The following is a 25,606-nucleotide window of genomic DNA, read 5'->3' on the forward strand; positions in this document are numbered from 1 at the left end:
GGTTTGCCCGTAGCGGTGGTGTCCCGGGACGCGCAACCGGCGCGGGCGGCTATGCGGGCTTGCCGAGCAAGGCATCCTTGAGCTTCCAGTCGGCCGGTGTGTTGCCCAGCCAGATGCCCAGCAGCGCGTTGAAGAATTCCGGCTCCTTGAACGGCTCGCCCTGCGGCTTGCCCTTGACCGTGATCACCGTGCCGGTGCCGGGTATCCAGTCGATCATGAACTGGTCGCCTGCCTGCAGCTTCTTGTGGTCCGAGAAGATCTGGCTCATGCGCAGCACGCCGGGAATCAGCTTGGAGAACGCCGCGCGGTCCATGTTGTCCTCCATGCCGCGCGAGAAGAGCTTGCCCAGCTCGGTGGAGTCGATCTCGCGCAGCATGGTGATGCTCATGCGCTTGGGGCCCTTGAGCGCGGCAATGTCCTGCGGCGTGTGGGCTTTCTTTTCGAGATACAGGCCGGCCGTGTAGACCTTGAAGACCGCCTTGTAGCGCACGCCCGCCCCATTGAGCTGCAGGCTGCTGCCGCTCAGGCTGGTGGTTTCTTCGTACTTGACGTCGGCCACGGTGATGGTCTGGGCAATGGCACCGGCCGTCAGCAGGCACAACGCTGCCGCTGCGGCGCATCGCTGGAGGAACTTCATGCGCAACTCCTAAAAAAGAACGGTCGTTCGTTTCAAATTGTTGCTGCACCTGCTTTTTGCCGCAACAGGGTTTTCGAGTGGTTGCGCGGCGCGGCGTTGCGCTGTGTCAAAAGCGGGGCGGCCGGGAACCTTTGCTACACTTTGGGCCATGTTCATTCACCACGTGTTCATCACAGGTTGCAGCGACCGGGGAGCCTGGCCCTGGCGTCAGCCTGTCTCCTTGAACGCCTGATGGCACCTGGGCAATTGCCCCAGCGTGCACCCGTGGCCCTACCGGGGCCGATTGAATGGACCGCAGCGCCCCCTTTTGTTGCCCGGGGGACACGCGCTGCCACAGCTGGGAGCTCTTCCCGTGATCACAGAACTTGAATTCAAAAGCCTGGCCGGCGAAGGCTACAACCGCATTCCGCTCATGGCGGAAGCCTTTGCGGACCTTGAAACCCCTCTCTCCCTGTACCTGAAGCTGGCCCACAGCAAGGACGGCGGCAAGCACAGCTTCCTGCTTGAATCCGTGGTGGGCGGCGAGCGCTTCGGGCGCTACAGCTTCATCGGCCTGCCCGCGCGCACGCTGCTGCGCGCCAGCGGTTTTGGCGCCAGCGCCAAGACCGAGGTGGTGACCAACGGCGAGGTGGTGGAGTCCGCAGCGGGCAACCCGCTCGACTTCATCGAGGCGTACCAGAAGCGCTTCAAGGTGGCCTTGCGCCCCGGCCTGCCGCGCTTTTGCGGCGGCCTGGCTGGCTACTTCGGCTACGACGCGGTGCGCTACATCGAAAAGAAGCTCGAAGACACCTGCCCGCCCGACACGCTGGGCTGCCCCGACATCCTGCTGCTGCAGTGCGAGGAACTCGCCGTCATCGACAACCTGTCGGGCAAGCTCTACCTCATCGTCTACGCCGATCCGGCCCAGCCCGAGGCCTACGCCAAGGCCAAGAAGCGCCTGCGCGACCTGAAGGACCAGCTCAAGTATTCGGTGAGCGCGCCCATCGTCAAGCCCACCGAAAGCCACCCCGCGCAGCGCGACTTCTCCAAGGCCGACTACCTCGCCGCCGTGGACCGCGCCAAGGAACTGATCGCCGCCGGTGATTTCATGCAGGTGCAGGTGGGCCAGCGCATCCACAAGCGCTACACCGAAAGCCCCCTGTCGCTGTACCGCGCGCTTCGCTCGCTGAACCCGTCGCCGTACATGTACTTCTACGACTTCGGCGACTTCCACGTGGTGGGCGCGAGCCCCGAGATCCTGGTGCGCCAGGAGAACACGCCCGACGGCCAGAAGGTCACCATCCGCCCCCTGGCCGGCACGCGCCCCCGTGGCGCCACGCTGGAGAAGGACAAGGCCGCCGAGGTCGAGCTCATCAACGACCCCAAGGAGCGCGCCGAGCATGTGATGCTGATCGACCTGGCGCGCAACGACATCGGCCGCATCGCCAAGACCGGCACGGTGAAGGTCACCGAGGCCTTCGCCATCGAGCGCTACAGCCACGTGATGCACATCGTGAGCAACGTGGAAGGCATCCTCAACGACGGCATGACGGCCATCGACGTGCTCAAGGCCACCTTCCCGGCCGGCACGCTCACCGGCGCGCCCAAGGTGCATGCGATGGAAATCATCGACCAGCTCGAACCCACCAAGCGCGGCCTGTACGGCGGCGCCTGCGGCTACCTGAGCTACGCCGGCGACATGGACGTGGCCATCGCCATCCGCACCGGCATCGTGAAGAACGGCACGCTCTACGTGCAGGCGGCCGCCGGCGTGGTGGCCGACTCGGTGCCCGAGCTCGAATGGAAGGAAACCGAGCACAAGGCCCGTGCGCTGCTGCGCGCGGCGGAACTGGTCGAGGAGGGCCTCGAATGACCCGCGCCATCGACAAAGTCAAATCCTGCGCCGCCATGCCGGACGTGCGCCGCGAGGTGAACAGGCTGGACGACGTGCTGGTGCCCCTGCTGGTGGAGCGCGTGGGCTACATGACGCAGGCCGCGCGCATCAAGCAAGACGCCACGCAGGTGCGCGATGAGGCGCGCATACAGGCCATCGTGGACCGCGTGCGCGAGCAGGCGCTGGCCGAAGGCGGCGATGCCGACGTGATGGAAGCCATCTACCGCAGCCTCATGGAAGCCTGCATTGCCTATGAACACCGCGAGTTCGCCCGCCTGCGCGAATCCGCCTCTGCCGGGAGCGCCGCATGAAACTCTTGATGGTCGACAACTACGACAGCTTCACCTACAACATCGTGCAGTACTTCGGCGAGCTGGGTGCCGAGGTCGAGGTGTTCCGCAACGATGAAATCACGCTTGAAGGCATTGCGGCGCGCGCGCCCGACCGCCTGGTGATCTCGCCCGGCCCGTGCTCGCCCGCCGAGGCCGGCATCTCGGTGGCGGCGATCCAGCACTTCGCGGGCAAGCTGCCCATCCTGGGCGTGTGCCTGGGCCACCAGAGCATCGGCGCGGCCTTCGGCGGCACCATCGTCCGCGCGCAGGAGCTGATGCACGGCAAGACCAGCGTCATCACCACCACACAGCAGGGCGTGTTCGCGGGCCTGCCCGAAAAATTCACCGTGAACCGCTACCACTCGCTGGCCATCGATCGCGCCGCGTGCCCCGACGTGCTGCAGGTCACGGCCTGGACGGATGACGGCGAGATCATGGGCGTGCGCCACAAGGAGCTGGCCATCCAGGGCGTGCAGTTCCACCCCGAAAGCATCCTCACCGAACACGGTCACGCGATGCTGAAGAACTTTCTGGAGCAGCGCGCATGACGGCGCCGGCCGATGCTGCAGCAGCTTCCTCGGGCTCGCTCGCCCAGCTGTTCCAGTATAAGCGCTGGGCCAATGAAGAGTTGCTCGCGCTGGGCGAAGCCTCGCAGGCCACGCTGCCCGAGGGCGATCACCGGCTCTTTGTGCGCATCCTGAACCACACCTACGTGGTGGACCGCATCTTCGCGAGCCACCTTCAAGGCCTGCCGCAAACCACCTACACGGCCACCAACACCGAGGAAACGCCCGCATTGCCGGCCCTGCGCGAGGCGGTCCGCGCGTCGGACGACTGGTATGCGCAGTACGCGAACGGGCTCACCGCAGACCAGCTGGCCGAGCCCGTGCAGTTCCGCTTCACCGACGGCGACACCGGCACCATGACGCGGGCCGAGATACTGAACCACGTGGTGGTGCACGGCACCTACCACCGGGGGGCGGCCGGCCGCATCCTGGCGGGGCATGCGGTGCCGCTGCCGCGCGACTCGCTCACCACCTTCCTGCACCGCCTGCAACCGGAGCGACGCTGGTCGTAACACCATGCCCGACAGCCACCAACTGCTCATGTTCATCGCGGCCGGCTGGCTGCTGAACCTCACGCCCGGCCCGGACGTGCTCTACATCGTGTCCAACGCCCTCAAGTCCGGCACCCGCGCGGGCATCGTGGCGGGCCTGGGCATCACGGCCGGGTGCTTCGTGCACATCTTCGCGGCCGCCGTGGGCGTGGGCGCGCTGCTGGCCACCTCGGCCACGGCGTTCACCGTGCTCAAGTGGGTGGGCGCGGCCTACCTGATGTGGATGGGCGTGCGCATGCTGCTGTCCAAGCCCTCGGATGACGGTGGCAGCGCGGCGGCCATCGCGGCGGCGCAGGCGGGGGCATCGTCCGGTGCCGCCATGCCGCTGTCCAAGATCTTCCGGGGCGGCTTCTGGACCAACGTGCTCAACCCCAAGGTCGCGATCTTCTTCCTGGCCTTCGTGCCGCAGTTCATCGCGCCCGGCACGGAGAACAAGGCGCTGGCCTTCGTGCTGCTGGGTGTGCTGTTCAACGTGAACGCGATTCCCGTCAACACGGGCTGGGCGCTGGCCGCGGGCTGGATGGCGCGCCGCATGGGCGCGGTGCAGCGCGGCATGCACTGGCTGGACCGCGTGGCGGGCGCCATGTTCATCGGCTTTGGCCTGAAACTGGCCTTCACCGAGCAACCCACACAATGAAGCACACCCCCCTGAGCCGCTTCGCGTCATCCCCCTGGGGTCGCACCCGGTGGACCGGCAAAGCCGGATCCACGGGTGCACTCGCCCTGGCAGCGCCCGTACCGTGGAATCCGCCGGCTGCCACGCGCCATTGAAGAATCAACGCAGACAGGATCTATCACCATGTCCATCACTCCCCAGGAAGCGCTGCAGCGCACCATCGAGCACCGCGAAATTTTTCATGACGAGATGCTGCACCTGATGCGCATGATCATGAGCGGCGAGCTCTCGCCCGTCATGACGGCGGCCATCGTCACCGGCCTGCGCGTGAAGAAGGAAACCATCGGCGAGATCACGGCCGCCGCGCAGGTGATGCGCGAGTTCTCCACCAAGGTCCATGTGCCCGACAGTAAGCACCTGGTGGACATCGTGGGCACGGGCGGCGACGGCGCCAACACCTTCAACATCTCCACCTGCTCCATGTTCGTGGCCGCAGCGGCGGGCGCCAAGGTCAGCAAGCACGGCGGGCGCGGCGTGTCCAGCAAGAGCGGCAGCGCGGATGTGATGGAGGCCCTGGGCATCCACATCAACCTCAAGCCCGAGCAGATCGCGCAGTGCATCGCAGAGGTCGGCATCGGCTTCATGTTCGCGCCCAACCACCATCCGGCCATGAAGAACGTGGCCCCCGTGCGCAAGGAGCTGGGCGTGCGCACCATCTTCAACATCCTGGGCCCGCTGACCAACCCGGCCGGCGCGCCCAACATCCTGATGGGCGTGTTCCATCCCGACCTCGTGGGCATCCAGGTGCGCGCGCTGCAGCGCCTGGGCGCCGAACACGCCATGGTGGTCTACGGCCGCGACGGCATGGACGAGGTCAGCCTGGGCGCGGCCACGCTGGTGGGCGAGCTGAAGAACGGGCAGATCACCGAGTACGAAATCCACCCCGAGGACTTTGGCATGTCCATGTCCAGCAACCGCGCCTTGAAGGTCGAATCCCCCGAACAGTCGCGCGAGATGCTGATCGGCGTGCTCAAGGGCGAGCCGGGCGCCGCGCAGGACATCGTCTGCCTGAACGCGGGTGTGGCGCTGTATGCGGCCAATGTGATCGACTCGGTGCCCGCAGGGCTTGAAAAGGCACGGGCCGCCATCGCCTCGGGCGCGGCGCTGGCCAAGCTCGAGCAGATGGTCACGCGCACGCATGCGCTGGCTGCATGAAGATCAACCCCCTGAGCGGCTGCGCCGCTTCCCCCTTCTCCTGCGGGAAGGGGGACGACACCCGCAGCCTGGCAAAGCCAGCTCTGCGGTGTCCTCCGCTTTGGGCCGCGCGGGCGTTGCGCTCGCGCCATGTTTCAACGTTCAATCGCGACCCCGCCGGGGTTGAAAAGGCAGGTTTCCCATGAGCGACATCCTCAACAAGATCGTGGCCGTCAAGCACGAAGAAGTGGCCGCTGCGAAGAAGCGCATGCCCCTCGACGCCATCCGCGCCGATGCCGAGAGCCGCGTGCTCACGCGCGACTTCGAAGGCGCGCTGCGCGCCAAGATCGCCAAGGGCCAGGCGGCGGTGATCGCCGAGGTCAAGAAGGCCAGCCCCAGCAAGGGCGTGCTGCGGGCCGACTTCATCCCCGCCGACATCGCACAGAGCTATGCCGATGGCGACGGCAAGGTGAGCGCCGCCTGCCTGTCGGTGCTGACGGACAAGCAGTTCTTCCAGGGCAGCGTGGACTACCTCAAGCAGGCGCGTGCCAGCTGCCAGCTGCCGGTGCTGCGCAAGGACTTCATGGTCGATGCGTACCAGATCTACGAGTCCCGGGCGATGGGGGCGGATGCCATCTTGCTGATCGCGGCCAGCCTGGATGATTCGCAGATGGCCGACTTCGAAGCCATCGCGCGCAGCCTGGACATGGCGGTGCTGGTGGAGGTGCACGACGGCGCCGAGCTGGAGCGCGCGCTCAGGCTCAAGACGCCGCTGGTGGGCATCAACAACCGCAACCTGCGCACGTTCGAGGTGACGCTGGACACCACCCTGGGCCTGCTCAAGGATGTGCCGGCCGACCGGCTGCTGGTCACCGAGTCGGGCATCCTGAAGCCTGACGACGTGAAGCGCATGCGCGATGCCGGCGTGCACGCGTTTTTGGTGGGCGAGGCGTTCATGCGCGCGCCGGAGCCGGGCGAAGCGCTGGCGAAACTGTTCGCCTGATTCTGCGTTTGCTCATTATTTGATAGCTTGTTGCGCTTGTCCATCAAGCGGTAGAGGCCTTTTTGACCATGAATGACGCCGCTGCAAACCCCACCCAGCTGCAAAGCGCTGACCCCGCGGACTGGCCGGTGGCCTCCGGCTGGCAGCCGCTGGTCGATGACTTCTTTGCCGGTGTGCGCGGCCAGTCGCTGCTTGCCTTTCTGCAGTCGCGGCTCGATGCGGGCGCGGTGATCTTCCCGCCCCGCCCGCTGCGGGCGCTGGAACTCACGCCGCCGGACGAGGTGCGCGTGGTCATCCTGGGCCAGGACCCCTACCACGGGCGCGGCCAGGCCGAGGGGCTGGCGTTCTCGGTGGCGCCGGGCGTGCGCCTGCCGCCCTCGCTGCAAAACATCTTCAAGGAAATGCAGCGCGACCTGGGCGTGGCTTTCCCGCCGTTTCCGAACCCGGGGGGCAGCCTGGTCAAGTGGGCGAAGAACGGCGTGCTGTTGCTCAACACCGGCCTCACGGTGGAAGAGGGCCAGCCCGCCAGCCATGCCGGCAAGGGCTGGGAGGCCCTGACCGACGCGGTCATCCGCCATGTGGCCGAGGGCGAGCGGCCCGTGGTGTTCATGCTCTGGGGCTCGCACGCGCAATCCAAGCGCGCGCTGATCCCCCAGGACCGAGGCCACTTGCTGCTCCTGTCCAACCACCCTTCGCCGCTGTCCGCCCTGCGCCCGCCCGTGCCGTTCATCGGCAACGGGCATTTCGGCAAGGCGCGCGCGTTCCGGGCGCAGCACGGGTATTGAGGCGCCGGCGCGGCGGCGCTGCGCCCCCGCGGTCTACCAGCGCCCCGGCAGCCGCTCCTTGAGCAGGTCGAGAAAGGCCTGCGCCGCCACGGGCAGGCTGCGGCCCGCCAGGGTCTGCACCTCCAGGTCGCGCAGGTCCATGCCAGGGTCGCTGATGGGCACGGCCACCACGGCGCCCGCCGCCACCAGGTGGCGTGCCGCGATCTCGCTGGCCACCGACAGCCCCCCGCCATGCGCCACGAAATTGAGCACCGTCTTGGCATGGTTGCTGATGAGCACCGCCTCCAGCTGCAGGCCCTGGCGGCTGCACACGATGTCGATCATCTGGCGCACCGTGGTCTCGGCGGGCGGCAGGGCCAGGGGGTAGGCGGCCATCTGCGCGAGCGTGACGCTGGCCGATTCCGCCAGCGCATGGCCGGGCGGGATGAGTGCCAGCACCGGAGCGCCTTGCCGGTAGGCGACCTCGATGTCCTTGTGCGGCGCACGGCTGAAGCACAGGCCGATGTCGGCCGCGCCGCTGCGCACCGCGTCGGGCACTTGGGCGGTGGGCAGCGAGATCACGCTGAACTGGATGCCCGTGTGCGTGCGCTGGAATTCCACACACAGGCGCGGCACCAACTCGTTGGCAAATGCGTCCGACGTGGCCAGACGCACCTGCCCCGCGCGCAGGCCCTGCAGCGCGCCGATCTCGCCCAGCGCGCGTTCGGCGTCCAGCACCGTGCGCCGGGCGTGCACGGCCAGGATCTCTCCGGCCGCGGTGAGCACCATGCCGCGCGGGTGGCGGTCGAACAGCGGCGTGCCCAGCTGCGCCTCCAGCCCGGCGATCTGGCGGCTGAGCGCCGAAGCGGCTACGTGCAGCCGTGCCGAGGCTTCGGTGAGCGAACCGCTGTGCGCTACCTCCAGGAAGTAGCGCAGGGCGGTGTCTTGCAGGAGCTGGGGGCGCATGGGCAGGGCAGGGGGCTGGAGTGGGGCGTATTGCCGGGTGGTGGCCCAAAGTATGAAGTGGTTTGCCGCTGCGGCAAAGCTGCTTGCCTATTTGGCGTTGGTCTTCCGGGGGCTGGCTTCCTAAGATGGCTGTCTGGTTGCCCCCGGGCGGGGCCCTGCGGCTCCCCCTGTCCCTGTCTGCGTGCGCGGTCCGGCATCGCGCTTTTCCCCTTCTTCTGGAGTACCTGTATGCGTCTTTTTCCCTGGGGCCGTGGCGTCGTGTGCCTGGCCTGGTTGATGGTGTGGGGCGCCAGCGCACAGGCGCAGGCCGCGTGGCCCGACCGGCCCGTACGGGTCATCGTGCCGTTTCCGGCCAGCGGCGCCACCGACCTGGTGGCCCGGGTGGTCACCCAGCGCGTGGCGGCCGACCTGGGCCAGCAGCTGGTCGTGGACAACAAGCCCGGCGCCGGCGGCACCCTGGGCACGGCCGAGGCGGCCAAGGCCGCACCCGATGGCTACACTCTGCTGCTGACCACCAGCAGCACGCATGCCATCTCGCCCCATCTGATGCCCAAGCTGGCCTACGACCCGCGCAAGGACTTTGTGCCCGTGGCCCACGTGGCTGACGCACCCAGCGTGCTGCTGGTCACCAACTCGCTGCCGGTCAAGACCGTGGGCGAACTCATCGCCTACGCCAAGGCCCATCCAGGCAAGCTCAACTACGCCACCAGCGGCAACGGCACCATCGTGCACCTGAACACGGCAGCCTTCAGCGCGCAGGCCGGCGTGGAGATGACGCACATCCCCTACAAGGGCACGGCGCTGGCCATTCCGGACCTGATCGCCGGGCAGACCCACGTGCTGTTCGACTCCCTGCCCACGGGCATGCCGCACGCCAAGGCCGGCCGCCTGCGGGCCCTGGCCGTGACCAGCGAGAAGCGCAGCACGCTGGCGCCCGAGCTGCCCACGCTGGCCGAGTCCGGCCTGCCCGGTTATTCGTCGGTGACCTGGTTCGGCGTGTACCTGCCCGCGGGCGCACCGCCCGCGCTGGTCGACAAGGTGCACAAGGCCTTTGCCAAGGCAGTGCAGGCGCCCGAAGTGGCCGAGAGCCTGGCCAAGCTGGGCGTGGAGCCTGCCGCGCCGCGCACGCCCGCGCAGTTTGGTGCCATGGTGCAGGCCGACAGCAACCGCTGGGCGACGGTGATTCGGCAGCACAAAATCGCGGTGGAGTAGCCCCCCTGAGTCGCCTTCGGCGCCTTCCCCCCGAGGGGGACGACGCCCTCGGTGCGGGGCAGCCCTTCCTTGGCGTCTCTCGCTTTGCGCCGCGCCAGTTTCCACGCACCGCAACCCTTGCGAGCCACGGAGTCAGAACGCTATGAATAACCCAACCCTCGACTGGTCCCTTCCCTACGCCTCCCACCGCAGCGCGGTCATGGGGCGCAATGTGGTCTCTACCTCGCAGCCACTGGCCGCGCAGGCGGGGCTGCGCATGCTGCTGGCGGGCGGCAACGCGGTGGATGCCGCCATCGCCGCCGCCATGGCGCTCACCGTGGTCGAGCCCACGGGCTGCGGCATCGGCAGCGACGGCTTTGCCATCGTGTGGGACGGCAAGGAACTGCACGGCCTCAATGCCTCGGGCCGCTCACCGGCCGCGTGGTCGCCGGAGTATTTCAAGAAGCTGGGCGGCATCCCCGAGACGGGGTGGAACGCGGTGACCGTGCCGGGCGCCGTCTCGGCATGGGTGGCGCTGTCCAGGCGCCTGGGCAAGCTGCCCTTCGCACAGCTGGCGCAACCCGCCATCGACTACGCGCGCAATGGTTTTCCGGTGTCGCCCACCATCGCCCGCCTGTGGGCGCTGGGTGGCGCCAAGCTGGGCGCGCAGCCCGGTTTTGCCGAGTGCTTCCTGCCCGGTGGCCGCGCACCGCGGGCGGGCGAGATCTTCCGCAGCGAGGCCCATGCGCGCACGCTGGAACTGATCGCCGAGACCCAGGGCGAGGCCTTCTACCGGGGCGTGATCGCCGAGCGCATGGTGGCCCATGCACAGGCCCACGGCGGCGCGATGACGCTCGAAGACCTCGCCTCGCACCAGGCCGACTGGGTGGGCACCATCGAGCAGCGCTTCGGCGACTCGGTGATCCACGAGATACCGCCCAACGGCCAGGGCATTGCCGCGCTGATGGCTCTGGGCATGCTGGACGCGCACGGCATCGGCGAGCACCCCCTCGACAGCGTGGAGACGGTGCACGCGAGCATCGAGGCCATGAAGCTCGCGCTGGCCGACCTGGACCAGTACAACGCCGACATTGATGCGATGCCGGTGACTCCCCGCGACCTGCTGCAGTCCGATTACCTGCGCAGCCGCGCGGCGCTCATCGACCCCGAGCGCGCGGGCGACCCGGGCCACGGCGCGCCGCGCCCGGGCGGCACGGTGTACCTGGCGGCGGCAGATAGCCAGGGCATGATGGTCTCGTTCATCCAGTCCAACTACATGGGCTTCGGCTCGGGCGTGGTGGTGCCGGGCACGGGCATCAGCCTGCAGAACCGGGGCCACGGCTTCAACCTCAAGCCAGGCCACGCCAACGAAGTGGGCCCGCGCAAGCGCCCCTCGCACACCATCATCCCGGCGTTTGCCATGCATGCCGATGGCACGCCGCAAATGGCCTTTGGCGTGATGGGCGGCCCCATGCAGAGCCAGGGTCACACCCAGATGGCGCTGCGCGTGCTGCGCTACGGCCAGAACCCGCAGGCCGCCGCCGACGCGCCCCGCTGGCGCGTGACGGGCGGCAAGGGCGTGGCCGTGGAGCCCGCGTTCGATCCCGCCGTGGTGGCGGCGCTGCGTGCGCGCGGCCACGAGGTCACGGTGGAGGAGGGCAACGGCGTGTTCGCCTTTGGCGGGGCCCAGCTGGTCCTGCGCGACGGCGGGCACTACATCGCCGGGTCGGACCCACGCAAGGACGGGCACGCGGTCGCGTTCTGACCACCGGGCCCGGCGCGCTGGCGGCGGGTGCGCAGGCTGCCCACGGCCGCTGCGCGCGGGTCAACCGGGCGCGCAGTCCGGAAACCGCTTTTGCAGCTCCGCCGCCGGCATGGTCTCGGCCACGTCGATGTTGCGCACGAGAGGGATGTACTCGCCCGGGTCGGTGAAGCGCAGCAGGGTGCTCACCACCTGGTTCCTCGGGCTGTTCTTCATCTGGCAGCCGGCCAGCTCCAGCCCCAGGCTCAGTTCCCGCGGCCCGTCGTCGGCGGCCTTCCAGGCCAGGGCCTTGTCGCGCAGCGCCTGCAGGCGCCGCAGGTCGGCGGGCTCGATGCGCCAGACCTGCACCACGGTGTGGCTGGACTCGTACGGCGCCAGCGGGCTGCGTTCCGCGGTGCTGCGCAGCTCCTGCAGCGGCAGCTTTTCTTCCAGGCGTTCCACCGTGTCGCGGTCGCCGGGCAGGCGCACCTTGCGCGACACGCCCACCGACAGCACCAGCGACTGACCGTGCAACTGCAGGCTCGGGCTGTGCACCACGGCTGCGCGCAGCGCCGCCGGATCCAGCGTCTCGATCTGCAGCTTGCGCAGCTTCCAGAGCGACGACACCGGCACGCTGCCGCACGCGGCGAGCAGCACCGCGGCGCACACAGCCAACAGCAGGGGTCGACCCCACGGTGCCGGGCGACTGCAGCAAAGAGCGGAGGCGGTAGCGCGCAGCAGTGCGGGTGCGGGCTTGGGGTTGCTCGGGGAAGAAAGGGAGCTGGGTTGCATGGGGCAATAATTACTGTAAAACGGCATGTTATTATTGTTTTGCAGAAAACTCAGGTGCCCAAATGCCTCATTCCCTTGATTTGCAGCGCTCATCGGTCCACAGCACCGCCTTTCGGCGGTTGGCCTGGGGTCTGCTCGTGGCCAGTTGGGCCTGCGCGCTGGTGTCCATCGGGCTGTCGTTGGCGCGCTGGGCCGCCATCGGGCATGCGATGGATTGGGGGCGCTGGCTGCCCGTGACGGTGGTGCCTGCGCAGGCCATGGTGGCTGGCGTGGTCGCGCCGGCAACGATGGACGCCGCCTGGCGCTGGCTCGGCGTGGCGCTGGAGTGCATACCCGGCCTGGCCCTGCTGTACACCGTGCTGTGCGTGCACCGCATCTGCCGCGCCTTCTTGCGCGGCGAGGTGTTCGGGCCGGAGGTCGTGCGCGGGTTTCGGGGCGTGGGCTGGGGCTTTCTGGCGATGTTCGTGGCGTCGCTGGTCTACCAGGTCGGCGTCTCGGCGATGCTGTCGTGGCTCGCGTCGGGGCAAAAGGGCGGTATGGTCGTGCTGAGCGTGAGCTCGTTCGAGATGAGTGTGCTGGTGGTCGGGCTGATGATGCTGCTGCTGGCCCACGTGCTCGCCGAGGGCAGCCGCCTGAAGGCCGAATCCGATGCGTTTGTCTGAAAACAGGTTCCGAGAGCGACTGCCACACCATGACGATTGTTGTCACCCTGGATGAGATGCTGGTGCGCCGCAAGGTCAAGTCGCGCGATCTGGCGGCCCATGTGGGCATCACCGAGGCCAACCTGTCCTTGCTCAAGAGCGGCAAGGTCAAGGGCGTGCGCTTCGAGACGCTCTCGGCCATCTGCGAGTACCTGCAGTGCCAGCCCGGCGACCTGCTGGCGTGGGTGGACAGCGGCGGTGATGGCGCGGACGACGGCGCGGCGCAAGAAGGCGTGTAAGTGCGCTGGTGGGGCTGGGGTGCCGCTTCCGTCAGCCGGCGCAGGCGCGTGGCAGTGGCCGTGGTGGCCTCGGTGCTGCTGCACGGTGTCATCCTGACCGCGTGGAATCTGTCGACCAGCCGCGTCTCGCCATCGCTATCGGCACCACCGCCACCATTCACATCACCGCGACAAGCGATGGAGGTGCAGTGGATCGCGCACGCCGAGGTGCTGCAGCCCGCCATGGCGGTGCTCGGCCCGGGGCGTGCGCAGGCTCTCCCCAAGGGTTCCGTTTCCGCGCCCGCATCTGCATCGCGCCCGGTGCGTGCGGCAGAGCGCCACCGCAGCGCCGACGCGCCCACCGATGCAGTGACCGGCACGGTCATTGGCACCCCGGCACGCGCCGTGCAGCTGTCCCCTCCGCAGGCCGCGACTGCCGCTGCGCCCGCGCCCGAGCTGCCTGCGTCCGACAGCCGGATGGCCGATGCACCTCTGCGCTGGAGCCCCGACGCCGTGGGCCGTGCCGACCGCCAAGAGCGCGAATGGCAGCGCCGCCACGGTGCCGTACCGGCGGCGCAACTGGCAGTGGGAGACGGCGCGCCAGCGGCCAGTCCCTTGGGTGCTGCGATTTCGACCCGCGAGTGGCGCGGTGGCGATGGCTCCCGGGTCACGCAGGTGGAGAGCCCGTCGGGCACCTACTGCGTGCGGCTGCCCTCGGCCAATCGCCTGCCCGATGTGGGCGCCGCACCGCGCGTGGCGCCCGTCAGCAACTGCCCTTGACCCCGCCGATTGCCGTGGAGCCGCAGGGCCGCATCGCCGGTCAACGCGCGGGTGGGCGCTCCAGCAGCATCGCATCCCCGTAGCTGAAGAACCGGTACCCCTGCGCGATGGCGTGCCGGTACAGGCCCATGGTGTGCGCATAGCCCGCGAACGCGCTCACCAGCATCATCAGCGTGCTCTTGGGCAGGTGGAAGTTGGTGACCAGCACATCCACCACCTGGAAAGCAAAGCCCGGCGTGATGAAGATGCTGGTGTCGCCCGTGGCCAGACCGGTCTTCGCCCACGATTCGAGCGTGCGCACCGTGGTCGTGCCCACGGCCACCACGCGGCCGCCGCGCTGGCGGCAGCGCTCCAGCGCGGCCAGCGTGGCCAGCGGCACCTCGTACCACTCGCTGTGCATCTGGTGCTCGGCCAGGTTTTCGGTCTTGCAGGGCTGGAAGGTGCCCGCGCCCACGTGCAGCGTGACGCTGGCGCGCTCGATGCCGCGCGCGGCCAGGCCGGCCAGCACGCCCTCGTCGAAGTGCAGCGCGGCGGTGGGCGCGGCCACGGCGCCGGGGGCGCGCGCAAACACCGTTTGGTAGCGCTGGCTGTCCTCGGCTTCGTCGGGGTCGTGGCCGGTGTTCTGCTGGCGCTCGATGTAGGGCGGCAGCGGCAGGTGGCCGTGGCGGTCCATCAGCTCCCACGGCGACTCGCCTGCGGGGCCGTGCAGCGCAAAGCGGAACAGCGGGCCGTCGTCATGGGGCCAGCGGCCCAGCAGCGTGGCGTCGAAACCACCGCCGTGGCGGCCGCCCGCCATGTGCACGGTGCTGCCGGGCAGCGGCTTCTTGCTGACCTTCATGTGGGCCACGACTTCGTTGCCCGTGCCGCCGGCTTCGGCGGGCAGCACGCGCTCGATCAAGAGCTCCAGCTTGCCGCCGCTGGCCTTCTCGCCAAAGATGCGCGCCTTGACCACCCGGGTGTCGTTGAACACCAGCAGGTCGCCTTCGCGCAGCAGGCCGGGCAGCTCGCGGAAGATGCGGTCCACGGGCTCGATGGCGCGTCCGTCCAGCAGGCGCGAGGCGCTGCGTTCGGCGGCGGGGTGCTGGGCAATGAGTTCGGGAGGCAGCGAGAAGTCGAAGTCGCTGAGCGTGTAGGTGCGCGGGGCAGGCGGGCTGGATGCGGTCATGGGGCTTGAGGGCCGGACAGGCCCGTGCCAAGAAAAAAGCGGGGAGGCCGCCATTTTCCCACGGCGGGGCCGGGGGCCGGGCCTACCAGGTCTTTTCGGGAAAGCCCGACCACAGCTCGTTCAGGTCCGGAAAGCGCCACTTGTCCGGGTCTTCGCGGGCGACGATCTTCTCGTGGCACCCCGGGGCGGAGAGATCCACCGTCTCGGGCGGGACGCGCAGGCCGGAATTGGTGGAGAAGAACACCTTGACGTGGGGCGTGGTGAGCGCCGCGGCCGATTGCTCGGTCACCACGCCGATGCGCCCCGAGGTCAGCCGCACGAGCGAGCCCACGGGATAGATGCCGATGCTCTTGACGAACGCCTGGAACAGCCGCGCGTCGAAGTGGTCCTGGGTCCATTCGGCCATGCGGCGCAGCGATTCGGCGGGGTCCCAGCCGCGCTTGTAGGGGCGGTCGGAGGTGATGGCGTCGTACACGTCGCAGATCGCCGTCATGCGCGCGATCACGCTGATGCCGTCGCCCTGCAGCTTGTCCGGGTAGCCGGAGCCGTCCACCTTCTCGTGGTGGTGCAGGCACGCGTCCAGCACCGCGTCGGGCATGTTGCCGCCTTCCTTGAGCATGTGAAAGCCCTGCACCGGATGGCTGCGCACCACGGTGAACTCCTGGTCGGTGAGCTTGCCGGGCTTGTTGAGTACCGCGAGCGGTACCGCGGCCTTGCCCAGGTCGTGCAGCAGGCCCGCCATGCCGGCCAGCCGCTGCTGGTCGTCCTTGAGCCTGAGCTGTTTGGCCAGCGCCACCATGAGCGCGCACACGGCCACCGAATGCATGTAGGTGTAGTCGTCCGCCGTCTTCAGGCGCGCCAGGCTGATGAGCGCGCCCGGGTTGCGGGTGACGGAGTCCGAGATTTCCTCCACCAGGCTCTGCGCGCTGGCGGAGTCCACCGCGCGCCCCAGGCGTGCCTCGTTGAACATCGAAATCACCGCCTCCCTGGATTTCACGCAGAGGGCGGCGGCGGCCTTGAGCTCGCTCTTCATGTCGGCGGGCTTGCGGTCGCGCCTGGGCGGCGGGGGTGGGGAGGGCAGCGTGACCTTGATGGGCGGCAGGTCCTCCAGCCGGCTGAAGTCCGTCTCGATCTGGGCGTCCACCTCCTCGCGGGACACCGAGGCGGTGCCGGGGGCCACGTCCCGGCCCCGGGAGGTGTCGATCCAGCATTCATGGATCGCGGTGGCCTGGATGCGGGCGAGGTCCTTGGGGTCGCTCAGCAGGAACTTGGCCCGCCAGAAGGGGTGCTCCATCCACGAGCCGCAGAACTCGTGCAGATACATGCCCAGGGTAAGGTGCTGAATTTGGATGCGCTTGAGCATGGCAAGAAGACCCCTGGACTCGGAAAAGGCGCCTGCCTTGACGCGCTGGCAGTGGTAACCATGGTAGCCTTTTTGCCCATTCGTGTCGTTCGTAAAACCCGCTACATGCCCGCCGCCGTATCCAGAGTTTCCCCTAGGGGACATGTGAATGCCGATTCGCCCTAGCCCCCCGGCGGCGGCGGCGCCTGCCGTGCCCAAGGGCGGTGCATCGGTGGCCCAGAAGGCGCTGCAGAAGCTGGGCCTCCAGCGCGACATCGACCTGGCCCTGCACCTGCCCCTGCGCTACGAGGACGAAACCCGCATCACCCCGCTGGCCAGCGCGCGCGACGGGCAGATGGTCCAGATCGAAGCCACCGTGACCGCCAGCGAGGTGCAGCTGCGCCCGCGCCGCCAGCTGGTGGTGCAGGTGGAGGACGGCTCCGGCACGTGCGAGCTGCGCTTCTTCAGCTTCTACCCCTCGCACCAGAAGACCCTGTCCGTGGGCGCGCGCCTGCGCATCCGGGGCGAGGTCAAGGGCGGGTTCTGGGGCCGGCAGATGCTGCACCCGGCGTTCCGCCTGGCGGGGGGCGAGCTACCCGCCGCGCTCACGCCCGTCTACCCCACCACGGCCGGCTTGCCGCAGCCCTACCTGCGCCGCGCGGTGGTCGGTGCGCTGGCCCGGGTGGACCTGTCGGACACGCTGCCACCCGGCACCGAGCCGCCGTATGCGCGTTTTACAAGCCAGAATGGCCTCCCGCGCTTGTTCAGCCTGCGCGAGGCGCTCACTTTTTTGCACCACCCCACGCCGGATGTGGCGCTGTCCACGCTGGAAGACCACAGCCACCCCGCGTGGCAGCGCCTGAAGGTGGAGGAGCTGCTGGCCCAGCAGCTGTCGCAGCAGCAATCACGCCGCGCGCGGGACATGCTGCGTGCGCCGGTGCTGAAGGTGCGTCGGCCCACCGATGGTGCGCTGCCGCTGCACGAGCAACTGATGGCCGTGCTGCCGTTCAGCCTGACCGCCGCGCAGCGCCGCGTGGGCGAGGAGATCGCGGCCGACCTGGCGCGCCAGGTGCCCATGCACCGGCTGCTGCAGGGCGACGTGGGCTCGGGCAAGACGGTGGTGTCGGCCCTGGCCGCGTGCCTGGCCATGGACGCGGGCTGGCAGTGCGCGCTGATGGCGCCCACCGAGATCCTGGCGGAGCAGCACTTCGCCAAGATGATCGGCTGGCTGGAGCCCCTACTGGCCGAGCGAGGCCGCAAGGTGGCCTGGCTGGTGGGCGGGCAGAAAAAGAAGGACCGCACCGCCATGCTGGCGCTGGTCGAGAGCGGCGAGGCGGCGCTGGTGGTGGGCACCCACGCCGTGATCCAGGACCAGGTGCGGTTCAAGAACCTGGCGCTGGCCATCATCGACGAGCAGCACCGCTTCGGCGTGGCGCAGCGGCTGGCGCTGCGGCAAAAGCTGGCGGAGGGCGTCGCCGCCGGGCCGCCCCAAGGCGACGCGGTCCCCTCGGGGGGCAGCGACCCGCGCAGCGGCGGAGCGTGGGGGCGCAAGGTTCCCATGGAGCCGCACATGCTGATGATGAGCGCCACGCCCATTCCGCGCACGCTGGCCATGAGCTACTACGCCGACCTCGACGTCTCGGTCATCGACGAGCTGCCCCCAGGCCGCACGCCCATCGTCACCAAGCTGATCGCCGACAGCCGCAAGGACGAGGTCATCGAGCGCATCGGCGCGCAGGTGGAATCCGGCCGGCAGGTGTACTGGGTGTGCCCGCTGATCGAGGAGAGTGAGGCGCTGGACCTGAGCAACGCCACTGCCACGCACGCCGACTTGAGCGAAGCCTTGCCGGGCTGCATGGTCGGCCTGCTGCACTCGCGCATGCCCACGGCCGAGAAAAAGGCGGTGATGGCGCTCTTCACCAGCGGCCAGATGGGCGTGCTGGTCAGCACCACCGTGATCGAGGTGGGCGTGGACGTGCCCAACGCCTCGCTCATGGTCATCGAGCATGCCGAGCGCTTTGGCCTGTCGCAGCTGCACCAGCTGCGCGGCCGCGTGGGGCGCGGCGCGGCGGCGTCCGCCTGCGTGCTGCTGTATGCCACCAACGACAGCGGCCGCGTGGGCGAGACCGCCAAGGAGCGCCTGCGTGCCATGGCCGAGACCAACGACGGCTTCGAGATCGCCCGGCGCGACCTGGAGATCCGGGGCCCCGGCGAGTTCCTGGGCGCGCGCCAGTCGGGCGACGCGCTGCTGCGTTTTGCCGACCTGGCCACCGACACCGTGCTGCTCGACTGGGCCCGCGAACTGGCGCCGGTGATGCTGGACCGCCACCCGGACCTGGCGGCGCAACACGTGGCGCGCTGGTTGGGTGGAAAATCGGACTATCTGAAGGCATGAAGATGACATTCCCCCCAAGCCGCCGCGCGCGCAGCATGGGCAGGGGACTGCCATTCACCCCCAGCCCAGGAACAGACCATGACCCTGACCGAACTCAAATACATCGTCGCCGTGGCGCGCGAGAAGCACTTTGGCCATGCGGCCGATGCCTGCTATGTCTCGCAGCCCACGCTGTCGGTCGCGATCAAGAAGCTGGAGGAAGAGCTCGACGTGAAGCTCTTTGAGCGCAGCGCGGGCGAGGTCTCGGTCACGCCGCTGGGCGAGGAGATCGTGCGCCAGGCCCAGAGCGTGCTGGAACAGGCGGCGGCCATCAAGGAAATCGCCAAGCGCGGCAAGGACCCGCTGGCCGGCCCGCTGACCCTGGGCGTGATCTACACCATCGGGCCCTATCTGCTGCCCGACCTGGTGCGCCAGGCCATCGGCCGCTCGCCGCAGATGCCGCTCATGCTGCAGGAGAACTTCACGGTGAAGCTGCTGGAAATGCTGCGCACGGGCGAGATCGACTGCGCCATCCTGGCCGAGCCGTTTCCGGACACGGGCCTGGCCATGGCGCCGCTGTACGACGAGCCCTTCATGGCGGCGGTGCCCAGTTCGCACCCGCTGGCGGCCAAGAAATCCGTGACGGCCGCCGAACTCAAGAGTGAAACCATGCTGCTGCTGGGGGCGGGCCACTGCTTTCGCGACCACGTGCTGGAGGTCTGCCCCGAGTTCGCGCGCTTTGCGAGCAATGCCGAGGGCATCCGCAAGTCCTTCGAGGGCTCGTCGCTGGAGACCATCAAGCACATGGTGGCCGCGGGCATGGGCGTGACCCTGGTGCCGCGCCTGTCGGTGCCGCGCGACGCCCTGCTGACCGTGTCACGCCGCCGCAAGAGCGACGAGACCTACATCCGCTACCTGCCCATCCGTGAAGAGGACGGGGGGCCGCCGCCCATGCGCCGCGTGGTGCTGGCATGGCGGCGCAGCTTCACGCGCTACGAAGCCATCGCGGCACTGCGCAACGCCGTGTATGCCTGCGAGCTGCCCGGCGTCAAGCGCCTGTCCTGACCCAGCCTGCGCGGGACTACACTCTCGCCCCGCATGGCGTGCGGCTGCTTTCGGGCGGCACGCCGCGGGCGGCGCCAACGGGCCGCCCGCACCGCGGGGCTGCGCCACATGCGCACCGCGGGCGCCCTGCGCACTCCACAACCCAAGGAAAGCAATAGATGAAAAAAATCCTGATGGCCGCCGGCCTGGCCCTGGGCCTGGCCGCGTGCACCAGCATGCCCACCAACGCACCCTCGGCGGGCACGGTCAAGAAGGCCGACATGGACCGCCTGGTGGCCGTGCTGCCCGCCGCAGCGCAAGGCAGCTTCACCGAGTTCCTGGCCCAGGCCGCGCGCGAGAACCCGCTGCTGCGCGCCAGCGTCTCGGCCTATGCGGCCAAGCAGCCGCTGGCGGGCGATGACCTGGTCAACATCGGCCGCCTGCTCGGCCTGTACAACCGCCTGCACAACCAATCCGCGGTGATCGACGCCACGGCGAAGATGGTGGCGCTCCCCACCTTCCGGTCCGAGAAAGTGCCGCCGCACGAGGACAAGTCCATCATCGCCTTCGGCGCGCTGGTGGAACGCATGGCCCGCGATTTTGGCCTGCAGTACCGCAATGTGGACAACCGCATCTTTGAAGTGAAGCTGCCCGGCACGGGCAAGGAGGAGTTCGGCATCCTCACGCACGCCGACGTGGTGCCCGTGGTGGCCGACGAATGGGTGTTGGACGACGGCACGCGCCTCGATCCCTTCAAGCTCACGCGCGTGGGCGGCAACCTGTACGGCCGCGGCTCCATCGACGACAAGGGCTCGATCGCCGCCGTGCTGTATGCGATGAAGACGGTCAAGGACAGCGGCCTGCCGCTGTCGCGCACCATCCGCCTCATGATCGAGACGACGGAAGAGACCGGTGGCGACGCCATGAAGTACTACCGCGCCAGGACCGAGCTGCCCGAGTACAACATCGTGCTCGACAGCAAGTACCCCGCCGTGGTGGCCGAGAAGGGGTCTGGCGCATTGCGCGCCTCGTTCGCGCTGGGATCGATGGCTAGCGTCAGCGCCACCGCCATCACCGCCATGGCCGGCGCCGCATCGGCCAACGCCGTGCCGCAGACCGCCACGGCCAGGCTGCAGGGAGGCAACACCGCCGACGTGTCGGCGCGCCTGAACGCTGCCAAGGCGGCCTTCATCGAGAAGTACAAGCCGCAGGGCGGGCCTTTCAGCATCGATGTCACGCAGGACGGCGCAGCCGTGCAGGTCAAGGTCACCGGCGCATCGGCCCACGGCTCGCGCCCTGAAGAAGGCGTGAACCCGCTGCCGCGCCTGGCGCTGTTCCTGAAGGCATCCGGCGTGGTGCTCGCCCCCAACGGCTACGCGCAGGCCGTGCGCTACCTCACCGACCTGTACGGCACCGACTACCTGGGCCGCACTCTGGGTCTGGCCTACAGCGACGATTTCATGGGCCCGCTGACGATGTCGCCCAACCTCATCCGCGAGAAGGATGGCAAGGTCGACGTGCTGGTCAATGTGCGCATGCCCCGCGGCAGCACGCCCGAGGCGCTCTCCCAGGCGACGGCCGCGAAGATCAAGGCCTGGGGCGCCCAGGCCGGCGTGGCGGTGGAGGTGGACCACAGCCAGGGCAACTGGATGGCCCGCGATCCCCAGGGCGCCTGGCTCTCCACGCTGCTCAACACCTTTGGCGACACCACGGGACTGGAAGCCAAGCCCGTGCCCACGGCCGGCAGCACCACGGCCAAGCTCATGCCCAACGCCATCAACTTCGGCCCCGCCATGCCGGGCAAGAAGTACACGGCCCACAACGCCAAGGAGTTCAAGGAAGTGGTGGACCTGGACGCGGACATGCAGATGTTCACCGAGATGCTCGTGCGCATCGGGAATTTGAGCCAGATGCAGTGATGGCTTTGGCGCCTGCGCTACAGTGACCACCAGCCGCCGCGCGCCGTGGCCCGGAGCCTTCCGGGCTGCGATGGCGCGGCGGATTCCATCGATTGACCCCCATTCCAACGAAGGAGCTTCCCATGGCCAAGGCCCCCAAGACCACCGCAGCCCCCAGCATCAACATCGGCATCAGCGACAAGGACCGCGCCGCGATCGCGCAAGGCCTCTCGCGCCTGCTGGCCGACACCTACACGCTGTACCTGACCACGCACAACTTCCACTGGAACGTGACGGGCCCCATGTTCAACACGCTGCACACCATGTTCATGGCGCAGTACACCGAACTGTGGAACGCGGTGGACCCGATCGCCGAGCGCATCCGCTCGCTGGGCCATGTGGCGCCCGGCTCGTACGCCGAGTTCGGCAAGCTCGCCACGGTGCCCGACGCGCCCGCCAAGCCGCCCAAGGCGCTCGATATGGTGCGTGTGCTGGTCGAAGGCCACGAGGCCGTGGCCCGCACCGCCCGCAGCCTGTTCCCGCTGGCGGACAAGGCCAGCGACGAGCCCACGGCGGACCTGCTGACGCAGCGCCTGACGGTGCACGAGCAGACGGCGTGGATGTTGCGCTCGCTGCTGGAGGAGTAGCCGCACCGCAGCCCTGGACGCGGGGCGGCGCCCGCGTGCGCCCCGAGGGGACGGAAGTGCGTGTTGTCCTACAGGGGGCCGCCTGGCTTGTGTGGATGATCCGGGCTTGGGCATGCCGCCTGCTGCCGTGGGGCGACGTCAGGGGCATGGAGGACAAGAAAATCTGTGATGTATGCGAATCCTCTACGTGGAAGACAACGCCGAACTGCGCGAGACCATTGGCATGCTGATGGAGGGCGAAGGCCAGACGGTGACTTCGTGCGCCACGGCCGAAGAAGCCCTGGAGCTTGATGCCCTGCAGTCCTACGACCTGCTGGTCTCGGACGTGAGCCTGCCCGGCATTTCGGGGACGGATCTCGCGCGCCGGCTGCTGGCACAGGACCCGCAACGCTGGGTGGTCCTGTGCTCGGGCTATGAGCTGGGCCACTATCCCGGCGCCTGGGGCCCCAATGTCCGGACCTTGCTCAAGCCCTTCGACCTGGAGGACCTGGAGCAGCTGCTGAGTTCCATCCGCGAGGCCGTGGCGCGCCCCGTCGCCTGACGCGCCACCGCGGTGCCGGCTCAGGCCGGCGGTGCCTTGCGATCGCCGGGCGCAGGCGAGACCCGGGGCAGGGTCACGCGAAAAGAGGTGCTTGCGTCCTGTGAGCACACCTCGATGTTCCCCGAGTGCGCGCGAACGATCTGGTGCGCGATGAACAGTCCCAGCCCCAGCCCCTGGTGGCGTCCCGGCTCTCTTTCCCGTCCGTGGAACGGGTCGAAAAGATGGGGCAGCAGGCCTGGCGGTATCACGCCCCCGTTGGCCACCGAGACCGACACGCTCCCCGCCTGGGTTCCGTCCACCGCGATGCGCACGGGTTGCGCGGGATCGCCGTGGTGGATGGCATTGCCCACCAGGTTGGTCATCACCTGGCACATGCGCTCGGCGTCCCAGACCCCGGCCAGGTCCCCCGCCAGCGTGGACTCGATGCGGTGGGCCGGGAACCCGGTCTGCACCTCGTCCAGCGCGCGCTGCACCACGGCCTGCATGCCGACGGGGCCCAGCTGCAGGGCCAGCCCGCCCGCGTGGCGTATGCGGGTGACGTCCAGCAGGTCTTCGATCATCCGGCCCATGCGCTGGCTGCTGCTGAGCACCCGGTCGGCCATCGCGCCCACCTTCTCGGCATCGGGCTGGCGCTTGAGCACCGTGGCGGCCGCCGTGATCGACATCAGGGGCGTGCGCAGGTCGTGGCTCAGCACTGCCATGAACATCTCGTTGATGCGCAGTGCCGCCGTGCGCTCCTTCAGTTCGTGGGCCAGGGCCTGCTTGCGCCGGTGCAGCTCGAAGAACACGTTGGCCTTGCTGGTGAGCACGTGCGGTTCGATGGGCTTGTACAGAAAGTCCACCGCACCGCTTTCGTAGCCCCGGAACTGCCAGTTCTGCTCGCGGGAACCGGCGGTCATGAAGATCAGCGGAATATGGCGCGTGCGCTCGCTGCCGCGGATCAGTTCGGCCAGCTCGAAGCCATTCATCTCCGGCATCTGCACATCGAGCAGGGCCAGCGCCACGTCCCCGTGGGCGAGCAGCAGCTCCAGTGCCTGCGGGCCGGACTGGGCCTTCAGGATGTCGAGGCCGTCGCGCTGCAGCAGCGCTTCCAGCGCGATCAGGTTTTCAGGAATGTCATCGACGAGCAGGCATTTGATGCGGTCGGTGTGTGGCATGGTCTTCGCGTGCGGGGAGAGGATGTGGGCGTCGGGGTGGGTAAGGGCGCGGTGCATCACAGCAGGCGCTGGCGGTGCAGGTCTGCGATCAGATCGGCAATGCCTTTGGGGGGCAGGACGTGGTGGGCCTCGGTGCAGGCCAGCGCGGCCTGCGGCATGGTGGGCATGGCCGCGCTGGCGGGTTCCTGGACGATGGCCAGCCCGCCCGCGGCGCGGATGGACCGCAGGCCGTGGGCCCCGTCCTCGTTGGCGCCCGAGAGCAGGATGCCCACCAGGCGGCCGCCATACTGGTCGGCCGCGGATTCGAAGAGCACGTCGATCGAGGGGCGCGAGAAATGCACGGGCGCGTCCACGGACAGCGCGATGCCCGGCCCCGCATCCACCAGCAGGTGGTAGTCCGGCGGCGCGAAGTACACCGCGCCCGGGGCGATGGACTGCTTGTCCTGCGCTTCGTGCAGGGGGAGCGCGCAGCGTTGCCGGAAGATCTCCGCCAGCAGGCTGCGCCGGTCGCGGGGCAGGTGCAGCACGATCAGCACTGCGGCGCGCAGGCTGGCGGGCAGCGCGGGCAGCACCTGCATGAGCGCATCGATGCCGCCGGAGGACCCGCCCACCACGATGGCGTCGTAGCCCTCCAGGGGCTCGGCTGGCGGGTGTCGTGGCCGCGTCACAGGCCCGCCTTCTTGCGGTAGATGCGGTCCTCGGGCACGAGGTCGTCAAAGGCATCCGCCTGGCCGGAGAACCGCAGCGACTCCTTGGAGCCCAGGCCCAGGAAGCCCCGGTGGCACAGCGCGTCGCGGAACAGCCCCAGCGCCCGGTCCTGCAGTTCGCGCTCGAAGTAGATGAGCACGTTGCGGCAGGAGACCAGGTGCATCTCGGCGAACACGCTGTCGGTGGCCAGGCTGTGGTCCGAGAACACCATGTGCTCCTTGAGCGACTTGTCGAACACCGCCCGCCCGTAGTGAGCCGAGTAGTAGTCCGACAGGGAGCTGCGCGCGCCCGAGCGGGCATGGTTCTCGGTGAAGGACGCGACACGGGCCACGTCGAACACGCCGGCCTCGGCGGCATGCAGCGCATGGGGGTTGATGTCGGTGGCGTAGATCAGCGTGCGCTCGAGCAGGCCTTCCTCGTGCAGCAGGATGGCCAGCGAATACACCTCCTCGCCCGCGCTGCAGCCCGCCACCCAGACCTTGAGCGACGGGTAGGTGCGCAGCAGGGGCACCACCTCGTTGCGCAGCGACAGGAAGTAGCTTGGGTCGCGGAACATGTCGCTGACCTGCACCGTGAGGTACTCGAGCAGTGCCGGGAACACCGCGGGCTCGTGCAGCACGCGGTCCTGCAGCTGCGAGAGCGTCTGGCACTGGAACTGCAGCAGGGCCGTGTTCAATCGCCGCTTGAGGGACGCCTGCGCATAGCCCCTGAAATCGTAGTGGTAGCGGTGGTAGATCGCATCGATCAGCAGGCGCTGCTCGATGTCCGCCGTGCGTGCCTTCTTGCGGTGGGGCATGGTGCGCTG

26 protein-coding genes are annotated in these 25,606 nt (G+C 68.7%); 18 read left to right on the plus strand and 8 right to left on the minus strand.

Going from position 1 to position 25,606, the window contains the following annotated elements:
- Nucleotides 1-49: 49 nt before the first annotated feature.
- Entirely contained in the window at nucleotides 50-637 is a 588-nt protein-coding gene (locus AC07OD_RS16900) for a chalcone isomerase family protein (protein WP_218341223.1), read from the minus strand.
- A gap of 352 nt (nucleotides 638-989) precedes the next feature.
- Between AC07OD_RS16900 and trpE the strand changes: the two genes are divergently transcribed.
- From trpE to AC07OD_RS16940, 8 genes are all read left to right on the plus strand, one after another.
- Entirely contained in the window at nucleotides 990-2,489 is a 1,500-nt protein-coding gene (gene trpE / locus AC07OD_RS16905; RefSeq protein WP_218296791.1) for an anthranilate synthase component I, read from the plus strand.
- Entirely contained in the window at nucleotides 2,486-2,821 is a 336-nt protein-coding gene (locus tag AC07OD_RS16910; RefSeq protein WP_218296792.1) for a chorismate mutase, read from the plus strand. Before trpE ends, AC07OD_RS16910 begins: the two co-directional genes overlap by 4 nt.
- Complete coding sequence (locus AC07OD_RS16915) at nucleotides 2,818-3,390, plus strand: aminodeoxychorismate/anthranilate synthase component II (protein ID WP_218296793.1); 573 nt, start codon at nucleotides 2,818-2,820, stop codon at nucleotides 3,388-3,390. Before AC07OD_RS16910 ends, AC07OD_RS16915 begins: the two co-directional genes overlap by 4 nt.
- Nucleotides 3,387-3,920 carry a DinB family protein gene (locus AC07OD_RS16920; protein ID WP_494597596.1) on the plus strand — a complete coding sequence of 178 codons (534 nt, stop codon included), beginning with the start codon at nucleotides 3,387-3,389 and terminating at the stop codon, nucleotides 3,918-3,920. Before AC07OD_RS16915 ends, AC07OD_RS16920 begins: the two co-directional genes overlap by 4 nt.
- A gap of 4 nt (nucleotides 3,921-3,924) precedes the next feature.
- On the plus strand, nucleotides 3,925-4,596 hold the full coding sequence (locus AC07OD_RS16925; protein ID WP_494597597.1) for a LysE family translocator: 672 nt from the start codon (nucleotides 3,925-3,927) through the stop codon (nucleotides 4,594-4,596).
- Nucleotides 4,597-4,758: 162 nt separating this feature from the next.
- Nucleotides 4,759-5,790, plus strand: coding sequence for an anthranilate phosphoribosyltransferase (gene trpD / locus AC07OD_RS16930; RefSeq protein WP_494597598.1), 1,032 nt, complete (start codon nucleotides 4,759-4,761; stop codon nucleotides 5,788-5,790).
- 181 nt (nucleotides 5,791-5,971) lie between these two features.
- Nucleotides 5,972-6,772 carry an indole-3-glycerol phosphate synthase TrpC gene (gene trpC, locus AC07OD_RS16935; protein ID WP_494597599.1) on the plus strand — a complete coding sequence of 267 codons (801 nt, stop codon included), beginning with the start codon at nucleotides 5,972-5,974 and terminating at the stop codon, nucleotides 6,770-6,772.
- Between the two features lie 68 nt (nucleotides 6,773-6,840).
- Nucleotides 6,841-7,557, plus strand: a complete 717-nt coding sequence (locus tag AC07OD_RS16940; protein WP_492254075.1) for a uracil-DNA glycosylase — start codon at nucleotides 6,841-6,843, stop codon at nucleotides 7,555-7,557.
- A gap of 33 nt (nucleotides 7,558-7,590) precedes the next feature.
- On the opposite strand, the gene AC07OD_RS16945 is transcribed toward AC07OD_RS16940, so the two are convergent.
- The gene (locus tag AC07OD_RS16945; protein ID WP_218341229.1) at nucleotides 7,591-8,502 is read right to left on the minus strand and encodes a LysR family transcriptional regulator; all 912 of its coding nucleotides are present in this window, start codon (nucleotides 8,500-8,502) and stop codon (nucleotides 7,591-7,593) included.
- 228 nt (nucleotides 8,503-8,730) lie between these two features.
- Here AC07OD_RS16945 and AC07OD_RS16950 point away from each other — a divergent pair, with 228 nt between their 5' ends.
- Both AC07OD_RS16950 and AC07OD_RS16955 read left to right on the plus strand, forming a co-directional pair.
- Complete coding sequence (locus tag AC07OD_RS16950) at nucleotides 8,731-9,714, plus strand: Bug family tripartite tricarboxylate transporter substrate binding protein (protein WP_494597600.1); 984 nt, start codon at nucleotides 8,731-8,733, stop codon at nucleotides 9,712-9,714.
- Nucleotides 9,715-9,856: 142 nt separating this feature from the next.
- Nucleotides 9,857-11,458, plus strand: a complete 1,602-nt coding sequence (locus AC07OD_RS16955) for a gamma-glutamyltransferase family protein (protein ID WP_494597601.1) — start codon at nucleotides 9,857-9,859, stop codon at nucleotides 11,456-11,458.
- A gap of 60 nt (nucleotides 11,459-11,518) precedes the next feature.
- On the opposite strand, the gene AC07OD_RS16960 is transcribed toward AC07OD_RS16955, so the two are convergent.
- On the minus strand, nucleotides 11,519-12,109 hold the full coding sequence (locus tag AC07OD_RS16960; protein ID WP_494597602.1) for a hypothetical protein: 591 nt from the start codon (nucleotides 12,107-12,109) through the stop codon (nucleotides 11,519-11,521).
- 179 nt (nucleotides 12,110-12,288) lie between these two features.
- Between AC07OD_RS16960 and AC07OD_RS16965 the strand changes: the two genes are divergently transcribed.
- From AC07OD_RS16965 to AC07OD_RS16975, 3 genes are read left to right on the plus strand one after another with little or no spacing between them, the layout of a single operon-like run.
- Entirely contained in the window at nucleotides 12,289-12,888 is a 600-nt protein-coding gene (locus tag AC07OD_RS16965; RefSeq protein WP_255591593.1) for a DUF2975 domain-containing protein, read from the plus strand.
- 29 nt (nucleotides 12,889-12,917) lie between these two features.
- Entirely contained in the window at nucleotides 12,918-13,166 is a 249-nt protein-coding gene (locus AC07OD_RS16970; protein WP_218341232.1) for a helix-turn-helix domain-containing protein, read from the plus strand.
- Between the two features lie 48 nt (nucleotides 13,167-13,214).
- Nucleotides 13,215-13,925: a hypothetical protein gene (locus tag AC07OD_RS16975; protein ID WP_494597603.1), complete on the plus strand. Its 711-nt coding sequence runs from the start codon at nucleotides 13,215-13,217 to the stop codon at nucleotides 13,923-13,925.
- A gap of 40 nt (nucleotides 13,926-13,965) precedes the next feature.
- Here the strand turns inward: AC07OD_RS16975 and queA are convergent, their stop codons facing one another.
- The gene (queA, locus tag AC07OD_RS16980) at nucleotides 13,966-15,090 is read right to left on the minus strand and encodes a tRNA preQ1(34) S-adenosylmethionine ribosyltransferase-isomerase QueA (protein WP_218341234.1); all 1,125 of its coding nucleotides are present in this window, start codon (nucleotides 15,088-15,090) and stop codon (nucleotides 13,966-13,968) included.
- Nucleotides 15,091-15,172: 82 nt separating this feature from the next.
- Nucleotides 15,173-16,453 carry a cyclic di-GMP phosphodiesterase gene (locus tag AC07OD_RS16985; RefSeq protein ID WP_218296806.1) on the minus strand — a complete coding sequence of 427 codons (1,281 nt, stop codon included), beginning with the start codon at nucleotides 16,451-16,453 and terminating at the stop codon, nucleotides 15,173-15,175.
- A gap of 148 nt (nucleotides 16,454-16,601) precedes the next feature.
- Here AC07OD_RS16985 and recG point away from each other — a divergent pair, with 148 nt between their 5' ends.
- The 5 genes from recG (at nucleotide 16,602) to AC07OD_RS17010 (ending at nucleotide 22,936) form a co-directional block, all read left to right on the plus strand.
- A complete protein-coding gene (recG, locus tag AC07OD_RS16990; RefSeq protein ID WP_494597604.1) occupies nucleotides 16,602-18,827 on the plus strand; it encodes an ATP-dependent DNA helicase RecG in 2,226 nt (741 codons plus the stop codon).
- 78 nt (nucleotides 18,828-18,905) lie between these two features.
- Nucleotides 18,906-19,871 (plus strand): LysR substrate-binding domain-containing protein, encoded by a 966-nt coding sequence (locus AC07OD_RS16995; protein ID WP_218296808.1) that lies wholly within the window; start codon nucleotides 18,906-18,908, stop codon nucleotides 19,869-19,871.
- 158 nt (nucleotides 19,872-20,029) lie between these two features.
- The gene (locus AC07OD_RS17000; protein ID WP_494597605.1) at nucleotides 20,030-21,769 is read left to right on the plus strand and encodes a dipeptidase; all 1,740 of its coding nucleotides are present in this window, start codon (nucleotides 20,030-20,032) and stop codon (nucleotides 21,767-21,769) included.
- Nucleotides 21,770-21,891: 122 nt separating this feature from the next.
- Nucleotides 21,892-22,395, plus strand: coding sequence for a Dps family protein (locus AC07OD_RS17005; RefSeq protein WP_218296810.1), 504 nt, complete (start codon nucleotides 21,892-21,894; stop codon nucleotides 22,393-22,395).
- 172 nt (nucleotides 22,396-22,567) lie between these two features.
- The gene (locus AC07OD_RS17010; RefSeq protein WP_218296811.1) at nucleotides 22,568-22,936 is read left to right on the plus strand and encodes a response regulator; all 369 of its coding nucleotides are present in this window, start codon (nucleotides 22,568-22,570) and stop codon (nucleotides 22,934-22,936) included.
- A 20-nt stretch (nucleotides 22,937-22,956) separates the two neighbouring features.
- Here AC07OD_RS17010 and AC07OD_RS17015 read toward each other — a convergent pair whose 3' ends face one another.
- From AC07OD_RS17015 to AC07OD_RS17025, 3 genes are read right to left on the minus strand one after another with little or no spacing between them, the layout of a single operon-like run.
- Nucleotides 22,957-24,093, minus strand: a complete 1,137-nt coding sequence (locus AC07OD_RS17015; RefSeq protein WP_492245050.1) for a hybrid sensor histidine kinase/response regulator — start codon at nucleotides 24,091-24,093, stop codon at nucleotides 22,957-22,959.
- 56 nt (nucleotides 24,094-24,149) lie between these two features.
- Nucleotides 24,150-24,761 carry a chemotaxis protein CheB gene (locus AC07OD_RS17020; protein ID WP_494597606.1) on the minus strand — a complete coding sequence of 204 codons (612 nt, stop codon included), beginning with the start codon at nucleotides 24,759-24,761 and terminating at the stop codon, nucleotides 24,150-24,152.
- A complete protein-coding gene (locus tag AC07OD_RS17025) occupies nucleotides 24,758-25,597 on the minus strand; it encodes a CheR family methyltransferase (RefSeq protein WP_218296812.1) in 840 nt (279 codons plus the stop codon). The genes AC07OD_RS17020 and AC07OD_RS17025 overlap by 4 nt, the downstream gene beginning before the upstream one ends.
- Nucleotides 25,598-25,606 lie beyond the last annotated feature (9 nt).

The organism is Acidovorax sp. GW821-FHT10E03 (assembly GCF_059415205.1).